This window comes from Acidovorax sp. DW039 (genome assembly GCF_037101375.1).
In the GTDB taxonomy this organism is placed as follows: domain Bacteria; phylum Pseudomonadota; class Gammaproteobacteria; order Burkholderiales; family Burkholderiaceae_C; genus Acidovorax.
This window is the reverse complement of record NZ_AP029019.1, coordinates 2,313,808-2,326,857: the sequence shown is the minus strand read 5'-3', so window position 1 is coordinate 2,326,857 and position 13,050 is coordinate 2,313,808. Positions and strand designations below refer to the sequence as shown.

Genomic DNA, 13,050 nt, shown 5'->3' with positions numbered 1-13,050 from the left:
GCCCTACATGCCCCCCGTGCCCGAGGGCGTGCAAGCGGTGTGGGAGGACGAGCACTTGCTAGTGCTGCACAAACCCGCAGGCTTGCTGTGCGTGCCCGGCCGTGGCCCCGACAAGCAAGACTGCCTGAGCGCGCGGGCGCTGCAGCGCTGGCCTGATGCACTGGTGGTGCACCGCCTGGACCAGGCCACCTCAGGCCTGGTGATGATGGCGCGCAGCCTGCCCATACAGCGACAGCTCAGCGAAGCCTTTGCGAGCCGCAAGATGGAAAAGCGCTATGTGGCCGTGGTGCACGGCTATTTGGCAGCGGGCAACGGCGATGAGTGGCAAACCATCAACCTGCCCATTGCTGCAGACTGGGAACGGCGCCCGCTGCGGGTGGTGGACGCAACCACTGGCAAGCCCAGCCAGACCCTGTGGCGCGTGCTAGCCCATGACCCGCACGCAAACACCACGCGCGTCGAGCTGGAACCCCTCACAGGCCGCACCCACCAGCTGCGTGTGCACATGGCAGCGCTGGGCCACCCCATCGTGGGAGATGCGCTGTACGGGTCCACCCAAGTCAGCCATCAAAGGCTGCTGCTGCATGCCAGGGCGTTGGGCTTTTATCACCCGGTTCATCAAAACTGGTGCCATGTGCTGGCTCCTGAGGCTTTTTGACAACCGCCGGGGAATGAAGAAAAACCGCCCGAGCGCTTGGTGAAAAAGCGCGAGCAGCTACAAATTCAATAGCAAATCAACACAAGTGGGGCGCGATGCCCACTGCACGCACCAACCGGTCTTGCCAAGGCAAGGCGTCCACCACGGTAGAGAGCAATTCCAGGTTGCGCGCCCAACCCGTATCTCCACCCGCCGCGTAGACCAGCATCACGTTGGTGCGAGGCTGACCCAGCCGCCGCCACGCAAATGGGCGGTCATGCCACAACAGCTGCAGCTCCCAGTCCCACCCAATAGACACCGCAGGAAACGAGGTGCTGACCCACTCCGTGTAACCGCTGATGACGGTTTCGCTCCCGCAGACGCAGGCCAGAGGGCCGTTATCGGGTCCGTCCAGGCCCGATACCAGGTGCTCGATGGGCAAGGACAGCAGCTCGTCAATCGACAAGCGCAACAGGCCGTCAGGCGATACCTGCATGACCACTGCCCGCAATGCCAAACAAACGCCCTCCCACAGAGCGGCCATGGATTACCAGGAAAACGCGCATGCACCGGGCGCTGCATGAGAGAGAGGTGGCAAGCAAAACGGACATGGACGACAGCAGCGGCGACAAGTCGGCTAACCCAGCAGCCCCAGCATGGCGGCGCGCACGGTGGCTGCCGTCTTGTTGGTGGTCTGCAGTTTGAACACGGCGTTCTTCACATGGAAGTTCACGGTGTTTTCGGAAACGTCCAGCAGCGTGGAGATATCGGCAGACGTTTTGCCATCGGCAGTCCATTTCAGCACCTCGATTTCTCTGGCGGTCAAGTTGGGCTGAATCAGCTCGGCTTGCCGGGTCGTGAAAATCCGGGACAGCGCGCCGTGTGCCACGTGGGCAAGCCAGCGCATCTTCATCTCGTTCTCGCGCAGTTCCTGCTCGCCCACCGCATCGGCCGAGCGTGCCAGCGTGAACATGCCCCGCACGCCGCCACCGTCCACACAGGCTTTTGCCCAGCCAAAGCGCAGTCCGAAGGAGCGGGCATCTTCCCAGAACTCCTGAGCCTGGGCAAACACGGCTGAAGTCCACAGCAGCGGTGCGTGGCTGCGGCATCCATGGTGTACGGTGGGGTCTATCTGCACGTAACTTTCCCGCACATAGCGGTCTTGCCATGCCTCAGGGTAGTTGTTGAGCAAGATGGTCTGGGGGTTGGACAAAGGCAATGGAACCCGCAATCCATAAGCGCAATGCTCAAAGCCCAGCGAGCGAGCCGCAGCTTCAATTTTCCGGAACACCTCGTGTTCCGAACGGGTCTGGTCCAGCACGTCCAGAAGATCTTCTTGCCAGCTTGTCATAGGAGTCCACCCGCAGTCCCTGTGCGCTTGCCTGAGAGCCTGTTGAAAGCAGGAACAAAGCTTCGCCTTAAACGTCACTTAATTGTTACGTTTCAGAACATTCTGGGGGCAACTTCCCAATTTGGCGAGAAGAATTTTGCATAAAACACCGTCGGTGTGCTGTGTCGGGTAGGCCCTACCAAAGTTGGTAGTTACAAATCGCCCGGCGTAATTCTCTAATGACCAAAACGTCTGAGGGGGATTGAGATGCGCTTCACATCCGGTTGTTCTGCTGAGCTGCGCCCTGCCCTGATGCAACGCCTGGCCCGCTATCGCCACCGGGTCTTTGTCGAAACGCTGGGCTGGCAGTTGCAATGCCGCAACGCGCTCGAGTACGACCAGTTTGACCGTGACGACACCCTGTATGTGATTGCGCAGAACGCAGAGGGAGACGTGATTGGCACCGCACGGCTGCTGCCCACCACCAGGCCTTATCTGCTCTCTGAAGTGTTTCCCACTCTGCTCAATGGGGCACAGCCGCCCCGTTCGCCCGATGTGTGGGAGTTGTCTCGCTTTGCAGCCATGGATTTTTCAGGGCAGACGGGAACAGCCCTGGAGCAATTTTCCTCTCCCATCACCACAGGTCTCCTGCGGGCAGCCAGCCGCTGTGCCATGGCACAGGGCGCGCAGCGCATGGTCACCGTGTCTCCGCTGGGTGTGGAAAGGTTGATTCGGCGCACCGGGTTCGAACACCACCGGCTGGGCCCGCCGATGCTGGTGGACAACCAGCCGTTGTTTGCCTGCTCCATCCGCTGCGAGTAAGCCTCCGCGCAGCGCCCATCCACAGCCACTCAACCCCGAAGGCCTGACATGATGAACGCACTGAGGCAACCGACCGAACCAGTCCCAGCAGGCCTGCAAACAGCGCCAACCGCTGAGCGGGTCGTCATTCCCCACACGGGGCATATCACGGCGCATCTGCGTGAACATTTGCTGCAGCAGCGGCCCGTGACCGTGTGGTTCACGGGCTTGAGCGGCGCAGGCAAATCGACGCTGGCCTACGCCCTGGAGGAACGGTTGCATGCGCGTGGCTATTCAAGCTTTGTGCTGGACGGAGACAACCTGCGCCATCGCCTGAACAAGGACCTGGGCTTCACCGCCCGTGAGCGCAGCGAGAACATTCGGCGGGTGGCCGAGGTAGCGGCGCTGATGAATGAAGCCGGTCTGATGGTGTTTACCGCCCTGATTTCCCCTCAGGAGGAAGACCGGGCCACCGCACGCGCCATTGTGGGTGCCGACCGGTTTCTGGAAGTGCATGTCAGCACGCCGCTGGAGGTGTGCGAAGAGCGGGACCCCAAGGGGCTGTATGACCGCGCCAGGGCGGGTGCCATTCCCCACTTCACGGGCATCAGCGCGCCCTATGAGGCTCCGCAGTTGCCCGATCTGGAAGTGAATACGGCTGGTCTCAGCCTGGACCAGGCCTGCGCGCAGGTGCTGCGCTTGCTCACCGAGCGTGGATTCATGGAGCCCCCGACATCATGACGGCGCCCCACCCCACCTCGGCAGCCCCAGCTGGCATGCCCGCTTATGACCTCTTCAACGGCGATGCGGATGGTCTGTGCGCGCTGCACCAGTTGCGCATGATGGAGCCACGCGACGCCGTTCTGGTCACCGGGACGAAGCGGGATATCGCACTGTTTGATCGGCTCCCCAAAAACGTGGCGCTGGAAGTGACGGTGCTCGACATCTCCTGGGACCGCAACGCCCAGCAGGTTGCACAGGTGCTGGAGGCTGGTGGCAACGTCACCTACTTTGATCACCACGCCGCGCAAACGCTGGTGCGACACCCCCGGCTGCACACCCATATCGACACCTCTGCACAGGTCTGCACCAGCATCCTGGTGGACAGGTACCTGCAGGGTGCCATGCGTCAATGGGCCATTGTGGCTGCCTACGGAGACAACCTGCCTGCCGTGGCAGACACCATGGCCCGTGCCCATGGCTGCAACGCTGGTACACGGGGGGCCCTGGCACAACTGGGCTATTTGCTCAACTACAACGCGTATGGAGAAAGCGTCGAGGATCTGCACTTTCATCCGGCGCAGCTCTTTCGCTCGATACACCGCTTTGAGAGCCCACTCGACTTCGTAGCCAAGGCCCACGAGTACCGGCGCCTGCTGGAGGGCCACACCGAAGATCAGCGGGCCGTACAGGCCCTCTCGCCCCACGCCAGTTCGGCGCGGGCTTCGGTGTACCTGCTGCCCGACAAGCCTTGGGCCAGACGCCTGAGCGGCTCACTGGCAAACCAGCTGGTAGGCAGCCAGCAAGGGCGGAGTGTGGCGGTGGTCACGCCCCGCTCGGACGGCAATTTCCAGGTCAGCCTGCGCCTGGGCGCGCAATGCCAGGGCCGTGCAGACGTGTTCTGCAGCCGCTATCCGGAAGGCGGCGGCCGCCAGACCGCGGGCGGCATAGACCGGCTGCCCTCCAGCGATCTGGACCGTTTCGTCGTGGACCTTTTCCAATACCTCCAGGAGCAAACCGCATGACTCAAGCCAAGGCAACAACGTCCCTCCGCCCCCTGCCCCTGCTGATGGTGCCTCTGCGACGCTGCGGCAGCCATGCCCTTCGCCTGCGCCTGAATGTGAACCCAGCGTTCCATTCGCCTTACCCCCTGCACATCGTGGATTTCATGCCTCTGGTGCCGCTGTATGGCGACCTCAACGACGACCGCAACTATCAGCAGATGGTGAAGGATGTGGTGGGCCTGCAGGCGGCTCTGATGGTCAAGTGGCCGGGCGTGAGCTTTGACGCGGCAGACATCTACCGAGCCATTGCCAGCGAGCCGCGCAGCGTGCACCGCATTGCATGGGAGCTGCTGCTTCGCAGTGCCGAGCAGCACCAGGCCAGCGTGGTCATGGACAAATCGCTGGACAACATTCACTACGCGCAAGAGCTTCTGACCCTGTTTCCGAACATGCGCTTTTTGAATGTGGTTCGTGACCCACGTGCGCAGGTGGCTTCCATGAACCGGGCCATCATTCATGACTTCGACACCACGCTCAACGCCCAGGCCTGGGTCAAGGCCCATACCGCTGGGCGCGCATTGGCGCAAAGCCATCCAGACCGGACACTGACCATTCGGTATGAAGACTTCCTGAGCGACCAGGAGCGGACGCTGCGGCGCGTATGCCAATTCATCGGCATTGAGTTCCTGCCACAGATGCTGGACATCGCCTCGTCACAAGAGGCTCAGGAGCTGTCGCAGATGTCGGCCCTGTGGGAGTCCAACTGCTACGCCCCCATTGCTGCGAACCGTGACAAATTCAAGGCCCAGCTCACACCCCAGGAGATTGAAATCATAGAAACCCTGGCGCTTGACCACATGCAACACTACGGCTACGAACGCATGACGCAGGCGCAAGCCCCGCTGCCCGATGCCGAAACCCTGGCAGAGTGCCGCCGCCGTTCAGACGCGCGCCGCGCCGAGGCCTGGGAGCAATTGCGGGCCACAGCACCCAGCGACTATGCGGCGCGAAGAGTGCGCGCCGATTACCTCGAGCGGGTCAGGCAACGTCTGCAAGCTGGCGCACCGGCAGATACGAGCCTGGAGACCGTGGCCTGACAAGGCCCAAGAGACAGCGCCAGTTATATCCGCCAGTTATATCCGCCAGTTATATCCGCCAGAGATATCCAAGCGAAGAAGACACGACAAGCCATCCTGCAGGCACCTGACGGACTCACACGCTGACTTGCCCCATCTCATAGAACTCCAAGGACTCACCATGCGCATCCAAGACCTCAAACTGGGCATTCGCCTGAGCGTAGCCTTTGCACTGCTCCTCTTGATCACCGTAGTGATCGCGGCGCTGGGCATTGTCAACATCTCTTCGCTGCAGCACAGCAATGAGCACATCGCCACGTCAGAACTCAAGCGCCAGGACATGGTGCAGCAGTGGCAAACCGACATCCTGATGAACTGGCTGCGCACGGAAGCGCTGCTCAAGGCCAACGACGCCAAGTACACCGCCAAGCTACGCAAAGACATGTCTGCCGTGGTGGAAGTGCAGAGCAAACGGATGGAGGACGTCAAGAGCTACCTCTTGCCAGGCAAGGAAAGAACCCTTTACGACCAGGCGATTACCGCGCGAGACGCCTACCGCGCCCAGCGCACAGCGCTCATCAAGGCCAAAGAAGCGGGCGAGGACGTGACAGAGCAGACAGACACGGCGCTGGCCCCTTTGTTCAACAGCTACTCTGCGGTGCTGCAGGAGCTGACTCGCACACTGGACGCAGGCGTGGCCAATACCCTCAAAGACACCACCAGCAAGGCGCAGAGCAGCATGCTGTGGGTTGGCGTGAGCACGGGCCTGGCCATTCTGGTGGGGCTGTTTCTGGCTTACTGGACCACGCACTCCATCACAGTGCCCGTGCAACAGGCGGTAGCCGCCACCACGGCCATCGCCGCAGGCAATCTGGCCGTCCACATTCCGGCAGGTGCCAAAGACGAACCCGGCCAGCTTCTTACAGCACTGGGCATGATGCGCGGCAAGCTCTCTGCCATCGTGGCCAACGTGCGGCAAAGTGCAGAAAGCGTGTCGAACGCCAGCGCCGAAATCTCGCAGGGCAACCACGACCTCTCTGCCCGTACCGAACGCCAGGCCAGCGCGCTGGAAGAGACAGCCGCCTCCATGGAAGAACTGGGTGCCACGGTACGCCAGAACTCGGACAGCGCCCAGGCCGCCAACCAGCTCGCAGCCAAGGCCAACACCGTGGCCGTGGAAGGCGGCGAAGTGGTAGCCCAGGTGGTGGAGACCATGAAGGGCATCAACGACAGCTCGCAGAAGATTGCCGACATCATCAGCGTCATTGACGGGATTGCCTTCCAGACCAACATCCTGGCGCTGAACGCCGCGGTGGAAGCGGCCCGTGCGGGCGAACAGGGCCGCGGCTTTGCCGTGGTGGCCAGCGAAGTGCGTGGCCTGGCCGGCCGCTCAGCCGAGGCCGCCAAAGAAATCAAGCAGCTCATTTCTGCGAGCGTGACACGCGTGGAACAAGGCACGGCCCTGGTCGACAAGGCAGGCCACACCATGACCGAGGTGGTGAACTCCATTCGCCGCGTGACGGACATCGTGCGGGAGATCAGCGCAGCAAGCGCCGAACAAAGTGACGGTGTGGCGCAGGTCGGCGAAGCCGTGATGCAAATGGACCAGACCACACAACAGAACGCTGCCCTGGTCGAGCAAATGGCCGCAGCTGCCAGCAGCATGAAGACACAGGCCCAGGAACTGGTCGAGACGGTCGCCGTGTTCCGGCTGGAAGCAGGCGCAACGAGCTCGGTTCGGCACGAGCCTCACACCCACGGTGGTCAAGAGGCAACCCCTGCGCCCCGACTCGCTGTGCCAGGGCACGCCATGGGGCAACGCGCCATTGCTGCGGGTTGATCTGCGCTACCGCCAACTCGGTATGAGCATGGGTGGGGCCAAGAGCCCCGCAATCGCCCCGCCCCTCAAAGACGTTTGCGTGTGGCTGAACACTGAACCAGACCAATGCACACCAGCACCGTGAGCATGCCAACCAGTGACCAGTCGCGCAGCGCCTGCCCCAACAGCACCCAGCCCAGCACCACCGCAGCCACCGGGCTGAGCAGCCCCAACGAAGCCACCGCCACCGAAGGCAACCGGGCTACGCCACGAAACCACAGGGCGTAAGCCACCAAGGCCCCAGCCAGGCACAGATAGGCGTAGCCCAGAACATTCGCCCCGGTCAACGCAGGCAAGGCTGGGTCTGCGAGCAAGGCCACGGGCAGCAGCATGGCTCCGCCCAGCAGCAACTGCCAGCCGGTAAAGGCCAGCAGGGGCAGCTGGGTTTGCCATTTGCGCGACCAGAATGTCCCCGCAGCCATGCTCAGGGTGCCGGCCAATGCAGCGGCCACGCCCAGCGGGTCCCACACCGTGCCGGGTCCCACCAACAGCATGGCCATGCCAGCCACCGCGGCAGCCCCCGCTGCAAGCACCACGGGTGCGGGGCGCACCCGGTCTACCGCCCAGGCCAGCCCCATCACCAGCAAAGGTTGAATGGCCCCCACCACTGCAGCGACCCCACCCGGCAAGCGGTAAGCCGCCACGAAAAGCATGGCCTGGAAAAACCCGATGTTCAGCGCCGCAAGCACCAGCAAGCGGCACCAACCACCGGGCACAGGCATGCGTCTGCACCAAAGCACCAGCAGCAAACCCGCGGGCAGAGCCCGCAGCACTGCTGCGGTGAAGGGTCGCCCAGGCGGCAGCAGCTCGGTCGTCACGATGTAGGTGGAGCCCCAGATGAGAGGAGCCAGCGCGGTGAGGACCACATCCAGTCCGCCCGGCCCTCCACGGGAGGTTGATGAAGGTGAAAGAGATGAGGCAGATGAAGATGTGGACATGAGACAAAACAGGTGCAGTGCGGAACTGGAACGCCAGCCGGTCAACCGACCAAACAATCCGACGACCACATGGCGCCAGGACAGCTATGAAATTTATCTTGAATTCAAGACAAAACCATACCATAAAATCTTGAAATCAAGATAAATGCGTTTCCAACCATGCCAGCCTCACGCCCTTCCCGCCCCGCAGATGCCGTGGATGCCATCCTCGCCCAATGGCAACGTGAAAGGCCCGATCTGGATGTAAGCCCCATGGGCATCATTGGCCGGCTGCACCGCTGCACAGCGCTGCTGATGCGCAAGGTGGAAGACGTGTTTGCGCAATTCGGTCTGAGCGCGTGGGAGTTCGACATGCTGGCAGCTCTCAGGCGCTCGGGGGAACCCTACTGCTTGGCACCCACCACGCTGTTTTCCACGCTGATGGTCACCTCGGGCACCATGACGCACCGGATGCAGCGCCTGGAATCGCGGGGTCTGGTGGAGCGACTACCGAATCCCCAGGATGCCCGCAGCTCGCTGGTGCAGCTCACCCCCGATGGCCTGGATCTCATCAACCGTGCAGTGGAAGCCCATGTGGCCAACGAGCACCGCCTGCTGTCGGCCTTCAAGGCCAGTGATCTGGCTGCGCTGGAAATGCGTCTGGCCCAGCTGCTGCAGGTGCTGGAGCCTGCTGGCGCAGAGTCCACGCCACCCGAGGCCTAGGGATGTCCTGCATAACTCCCTGCGGTCGGTGGTAGCGCGGCCTCGGGCAGTCCGCTGCGTTGCTTTTTTTGCCAATAGCCCCGCTATTGGCTGCAAAAAGACGCCTTGCGGACTATCCCGATCCGCACCACCACCGACTCGCGAGGGTTATGCAGGACATCCCTAAGCAGATAACCTCCCTTCGGTCGACAGGTCAGCCCCGTTTGGCGGATGGATGATGGGAACCCAGACGGGGGCAATCACCAAGCTGTAAGGGGCGCGCACGGCGCTACCATCTTGCCATGCCATCCACACAGCTTTTCATCCTCACCGGTGCATCACGCGGCATGGGTCTTGCCATGGCGCAACAGTTGCTCCGCCCTCATCACACGCTTGTCTGCATTGCCCGCCACAGCAATCCGGATCTCGCTGCAGCAGCCCTGGCGGCCGATGTGGCACTGGAGCAATGGCAACTCGACCTTTCCCGCGGCCAGGCCGCGGCAGAGCAGCTGCAAGCGTGGCTGAAGAAGCAGCCTGCCGGAGCCTATTCCAGCGCTACGCTCATCAACAATGCAGGCGTCATACCGCGCATTGCCCCGCTGTCTGACAGCGACCCTGCAGACCTCGCCAACGCACTGCGCGTGGGACTGGAAGCCCCGATGCAGCTCACAGCAGCCTTTCTGCAAGCCACCTCAGTGTGGCAGGTTCCACGCAAGGTGCTCAACATTTCGTCGGGGCTGGGGCGTCGTCCCATGGCGTCGCAGGCTGCCTATTGCGCAGCCAAGGCGGGCATGGACCATTTCACGCGTTGCCTGGCACTGGACGAAGCCCAAAAGCCCCATGGGGCCAAGGTATGCTCGCTGGCTCCTGGTGTGATCGACACCGACATGCAAGTCCAGTTGCGCGGCGCACCTGCTGCGGACTTTCCGGACGCACCCAACTTTGCCCATCTCAAGAACGGTGGGCTGCTGACCTCGCCCGCCGATGCCGCCACCCGCGTGCTCGCCTGGCTGGACCGGGCCGACTTTGGAGCCCAACCCGTGGCGGACGTGCGCGAGGGTTGACCTCCGCAGCAACAGCCACTCTGTTTTTCATAGCAGCCTGCGCTTGATTGGCAAGCGCTAGCTGCACATTTGACTATAAGGACCTGAACATGAGCCGTGAAGTCGTCGTTGTCAGCGCTGTGCGCACCGCCATTGGAACTTTTGGCGGCAGCCTCAAGGATGTGCCCCCTACTGAACTGGGCGCACTGGTGGTTCGTGAATCCCTGGCCCGCGCGCAGGTAGAGGGCAAGGACGTGGGCCACGTGGTGTTCGGCCATGTGGTCAACACCGAGCCCAAGGACATGTACCTCTCGCGCGTGGCCGCCATCAACGGTGGCTGCGCCGAAGGCACACCCGCCTTCAACGTGAACCGCCTGTGTGGCTCGGGCCTGCAGGCCATTGTGAGCGCCAGCCAGTCCATCCTGCTGGGCGATGCCGACATCGCCATTGGTGCCGGGGCCGAGAACATGAGCCGCGCGCCGTTTGCCAGCCTCAACATGCGCTGGGGCGCACGCATGGGCGATACGCAAATGGTGGACATGATGATTGGTGCGCTGCACGATCCGTTCCACAAAATTCATATGGGCGTAACGGCCGAGAACATTGCTGCCAAATGGGGCATCACACGCGAGGACCAGGACAAGCTGGCCGTAGAGAGCCACAACCGTGCCGAACGTGCCACGGCAGCAGGCTACTTCAAGGACCAGATCGTGCCCGTCACGCTGAAGAGCAAAAAGGGCGAGGTGCAATACGCCACGGACGAGCACTTCCGCGCAGGAGCCACCCTGGAAGACATGGCCAAGCTCAAGCCGGTGTTCGCCAAAGAAAACGGCACCGTCACGGCAGGCAATGCCTCTGGCATCAACGACGCAGCAGCCGCCGTGGTGCTGATGGAAGCGGGTGCAGCCCAAGCCCGCGGAGCCAAACCCCTGGCGCGCCTGGTCGCCTACGCCCACGCAGGGGTAGACCCCAAGTACATGGGCATTGGTCCCGTGCCGGCCACGCAATTGGCCCTGAAGAAAGCCGGGCTCAGCGTGAATGATCTGGACGTGATCGAAGCCAATGAGGCCTTTGCTGCACAGGCCTGCGCGGTGACCCGTGACCTGGGCCTGGACCCCGCCAAGGTCAATCCCAATGGCTCGGGCATCTCGCTGGGGCACCCCATCGGTGCCACTGGTGCGCTCATCACCGTCAAAGCCATTCATGAACTGCAACGCATAAAGGGCCGCTACGCACTTGTGACCATGTGCATTGGCGGAGGCCAGGGCATCGCAGCGATTTTTGAGCGCCTGTAAGCCCAGGCCCTCTGCACCAGCCCACGCCTGCAGCTTGCACGGGGGCTGGCCCCATATTTCCGCATGGAGACTTTTTGATGATCCGCTCTTTGATTTCCTTTACCGCACTGGCCTTCGCGCTGGGCCTCAATGCTCAGGCACAGACCGGGGCAGCCGCTTCTGCGCCTGCTGGTGCTTATCCCAGCAAGCCCATCCGCCTTATCGTGCCTTTTCCTCCAGGTGGCGGTACGGACATTCTTTCGCGCCTTGTGGCGACCAAGCTGACCGAAAGCGCCAAATGGACGGTGGTGGCAGACAACAGAGCCGGTGCCGGAGGCACCATTGGCATTACCGAGGCCGTCAAGTCCACCCCCACCGGCTATGACTTGGTGATGGGCCAGAAAGACAACCTTGTGATTGGCCCCTGGCTGTACAAGAACCTGCCCTGGGACCCCACCAAAGACCTGACCGCGGTGGCCCATGTGGCCTACACGCCGGTCATCATCGTCACCAATGCCAACTCCAAATTCAAGACGCTGGCGGATGTGGTGACAGCCGCCAAGGCATCGCCCGGCACCATCACCTACGGGTCTCCCGGTAACGGAACCTCCATCCACCTTGCAGGCGACCTGTTTGAAAAGGCTGCTGGCATCAAACTCAGCCACATCCCCTACAAGGGCTCCAACCCTGCGCTGATGGACGCGCTGTCGGGCAATGTGGACCTGCTGGTGTCCTCCCTGCCCTCGGCCATGGCCCAGATCAAGTCGGGCAAATTGCGCCCCCTGGCCGTGACCTCTGCCAAGCGCAGCAGCTCGCTGCCTGATGTGCCCACCGTGGCAGAGTCAGGCTTCAAGGACTTTGACGTGAGCACCTGGTATGGCGTGTTCGCGCCTGCAGGCACCCCCGCTGCCGTGGTGAACACCATCAACGCAGAGGTCAACAAGCTGCTGGCGACACCCGAGATGAAAGCCGCCATCCAGGCGCAGGGCGCGGAAGCACAAGCGATGACACCCGCGCAACTGGCAACGCTGCTCAAGACCGACTACACCAAGTGGAAGGGCATTGTGGAAGCCTCGGGCGCAAAGATTGAGTAATCCCTGAGGCGCTTTGCGCCAACGCTGGCGAGAGAGCCAGAAAGAGAAAACAAAAACGGCTCCTGCAGGAGCCGTTTTTGCTGATCAGCACATGGGGCACATGCACTGCAAGAAGTGCCTGGACAGGTCAGTCGCGCACCACCAGAACGGGGATGTGTACCAGCCCCAGCACGCGCTGGGTCACGCTGCCCAACACCAGCTTTTCCAGGCCACGGCGGCCGTGGGAGCCCATGACGATCAGGTCGGCGCCAGTGCTTTCCACCGCACGCACAATGCCTTCGTGCACGGCATGGCCTTCGCCCACCACGGTGGTCACATTCACACCAGCCTCGGTCAAAGCCTTGCGGGCTGCATCCAGGGCGGCATTGGCTTCAGCGGTGGCGGCGCTGAGGTACTGGGCCTGGCCGTATGCAAAATCGGCCCCCACGCCGGTGAAGGGATATGGGTCCACCACGTAGAGCGCTGTCACGGCACTGCCGAAGGTCTTGGCCAAAGCCGTTGCCTTGGACACAGCCAGCATGGAAGTCGCAGAACCGTCGATGGGAACCAGAATGTGCTTGAACATGGTATTGC

General features: G+C 62.4%; 14 protein-coding genes. 10 read left to right on the top strand and 4 right to left on the bottom strand.

The features are described from left to right. The first annotated feature begins 7 nt into the window (after positions 1–7). Positions 8–658, top strand: a complete 651-nt coding sequence (locus tag AACH87_RS10325) for an RluA family pseudouridine synthase (protein ID WP_338798919.1) — start codon at positions 8–10, stop codon at positions 656–658. A 76-nt stretch (positions 659–734) separates the two neighbouring features. On the opposite strand, the gene AACH87_RS10320 is transcribed toward AACH87_RS10325, so the two are convergent. Together AACH87_RS10320 and AACH87_RS10315 are read right to left on the bottom strand one after the other, a co-directional pair. Continuing rightward, complete coding sequence (locus tag AACH87_RS10320) at positions 735–1,181, bottom strand: DUF4902 domain-containing protein (protein WP_338798726.1); 447 nt, start codon at positions 1,179–1,181, stop codon at positions 735–737. A 93-nt stretch (positions 1,182–1,274) separates the two neighbouring features. Beyond that, positions 1,275–1,988 carry an autoinducer binding domain-containing protein gene (locus tag AACH87_RS10315; RefSeq protein WP_338798725.1) on the bottom strand — a complete coding sequence of 238 codons (714 nt, stop codon included), beginning with the start codon at positions 1,986–1,988 and terminating at the stop codon, positions 1,275–1,277. A 246-nt stretch (positions 1,989–2,234) separates the two neighbouring features. Here AACH87_RS10315 and AACH87_RS10310 point away from each other — a divergent pair, with 246 nt between their 5' ends. From AACH87_RS10310 to AACH87_RS10290, 5 genes are all read left to right on the top strand, one after another. Further along, the gene (locus AACH87_RS10310; protein ID WP_338798724.1) at positions 2,235–2,789 is read left to right on the top strand and encodes an acyl-homoserine-lactone synthase; all 555 of its coding nucleotides are present in this window, start codon (positions 2,235–2,237) and stop codon (positions 2,787–2,789) included. A 48-nt stretch (positions 2,790–2,837) separates the two neighbouring features. Then, entirely contained in the window at positions 2,838–3,509 is a 672-nt protein-coding gene (gene cysC / locus AACH87_RS10305) for an adenylyl-sulfate kinase (protein ID WP_338798723.1), read from the top strand. Beyond that, the gene (locus tag AACH87_RS10300; protein WP_338798722.1) at positions 3,506–4,513 is read left to right on the top strand and encodes a hypothetical protein; all 1,008 of its coding nucleotides are present in this window, start codon (positions 3,506–3,508) and stop codon (positions 4,511–4,513) included. The genes cysC and AACH87_RS10300 overlap by 4 nt, the downstream gene beginning before the upstream one ends. Then, a complete protein-coding gene (locus AACH87_RS10295; protein ID WP_338798720.1) occupies positions 4,510–5,589 on the top strand; it encodes a sulfotransferase in 1,080 nt (359 codons plus the stop codon). The genes AACH87_RS10300 and AACH87_RS10295 overlap by 4 nt, the downstream gene beginning before the upstream one ends. 160 nt (positions 5,590–5,749) lie before the next feature. Beyond that, positions 5,750–7,408, top strand: a complete 1,659-nt coding sequence (locus AACH87_RS10290) for a methyl-accepting chemotaxis protein (RefSeq protein ID WP_338798719.1) — start codon at positions 5,750–5,752, stop codon at positions 7,406–7,408. A 65-nt stretch (positions 7,409–7,473) separates the two neighbouring features. Here AACH87_RS10290 and AACH87_RS10285 read toward each other — a convergent pair whose 3' ends face one another. Then, positions 7,474–8,385, bottom strand: a complete 912-nt coding sequence (locus tag AACH87_RS10285) for an EamA family transporter (RefSeq protein WP_338798718.1) — start codon at positions 8,383–8,385, stop codon at positions 7,474–7,476. A 159-nt stretch (positions 8,386–8,544) separates the two neighbouring features. Here AACH87_RS10285 and AACH87_RS10280 point away from each other — a divergent pair, with 159 nt between their 5' ends. The 4 genes from AACH87_RS10280 (at position 8,545) to AACH87_RS10265 (ending at position 12,477) form a co-directional block, all read left to right on the top strand. Continuing rightward, complete coding sequence (locus AACH87_RS10280; protein WP_338798717.1) at positions 8,545–9,087, top strand: MarR family transcriptional regulator; 543 nt, start codon at positions 8,545–8,547, stop codon at positions 9,085–9,087. Between the two features lie 281 nt (positions 9,088–9,368). Beyond that, positions 9,369–10,130: an SDR family NAD(P)-dependent oxidoreductase gene (locus tag AACH87_RS10275; protein WP_338798716.1), complete on the top strand. Its 762-nt coding sequence runs from the start codon at positions 9,369–9,371 to the stop codon at positions 10,128–10,130. 89 nt (positions 10,131–10,219) lie between these two features. Continuing rightward, the gene (bktB, locus tag AACH87_RS10270) at positions 10,220–11,404 is read left to right on the top strand and encodes a beta-ketothiolase BktB (RefSeq protein ID WP_338798715.1); all 1,185 of its coding nucleotides are present in this window, start codon (positions 10,220–10,222) and stop codon (positions 11,402–11,404) included. A gap of 77 nt (positions 11,405–11,481) precedes the next feature. Beyond that, positions 11,482–12,477 (top strand): tripartite tricarboxylate transporter substrate binding protein, encoded by a 996-nt coding sequence (locus AACH87_RS10265; RefSeq protein ID WP_338798714.1) that lies wholly within the window; start codon positions 11,482–11,484, stop codon positions 12,475–12,477. Positions 12,478–12,604: 127 nt separating this feature from the next. Here AACH87_RS10265 and AACH87_RS10260 read toward each other — a convergent pair whose 3' ends face one another. Beyond that, positions 12,605–13,042 carry a universal stress protein gene (locus tag AACH87_RS10260; protein WP_338798713.1) on the bottom strand — a complete coding sequence of 146 codons (438 nt, stop codon included), beginning with the start codon at positions 13,040–13,042 and terminating at the stop codon, positions 12,605–12,607. Positions 13,043–13,050 lie beyond the last annotated feature (8 nt).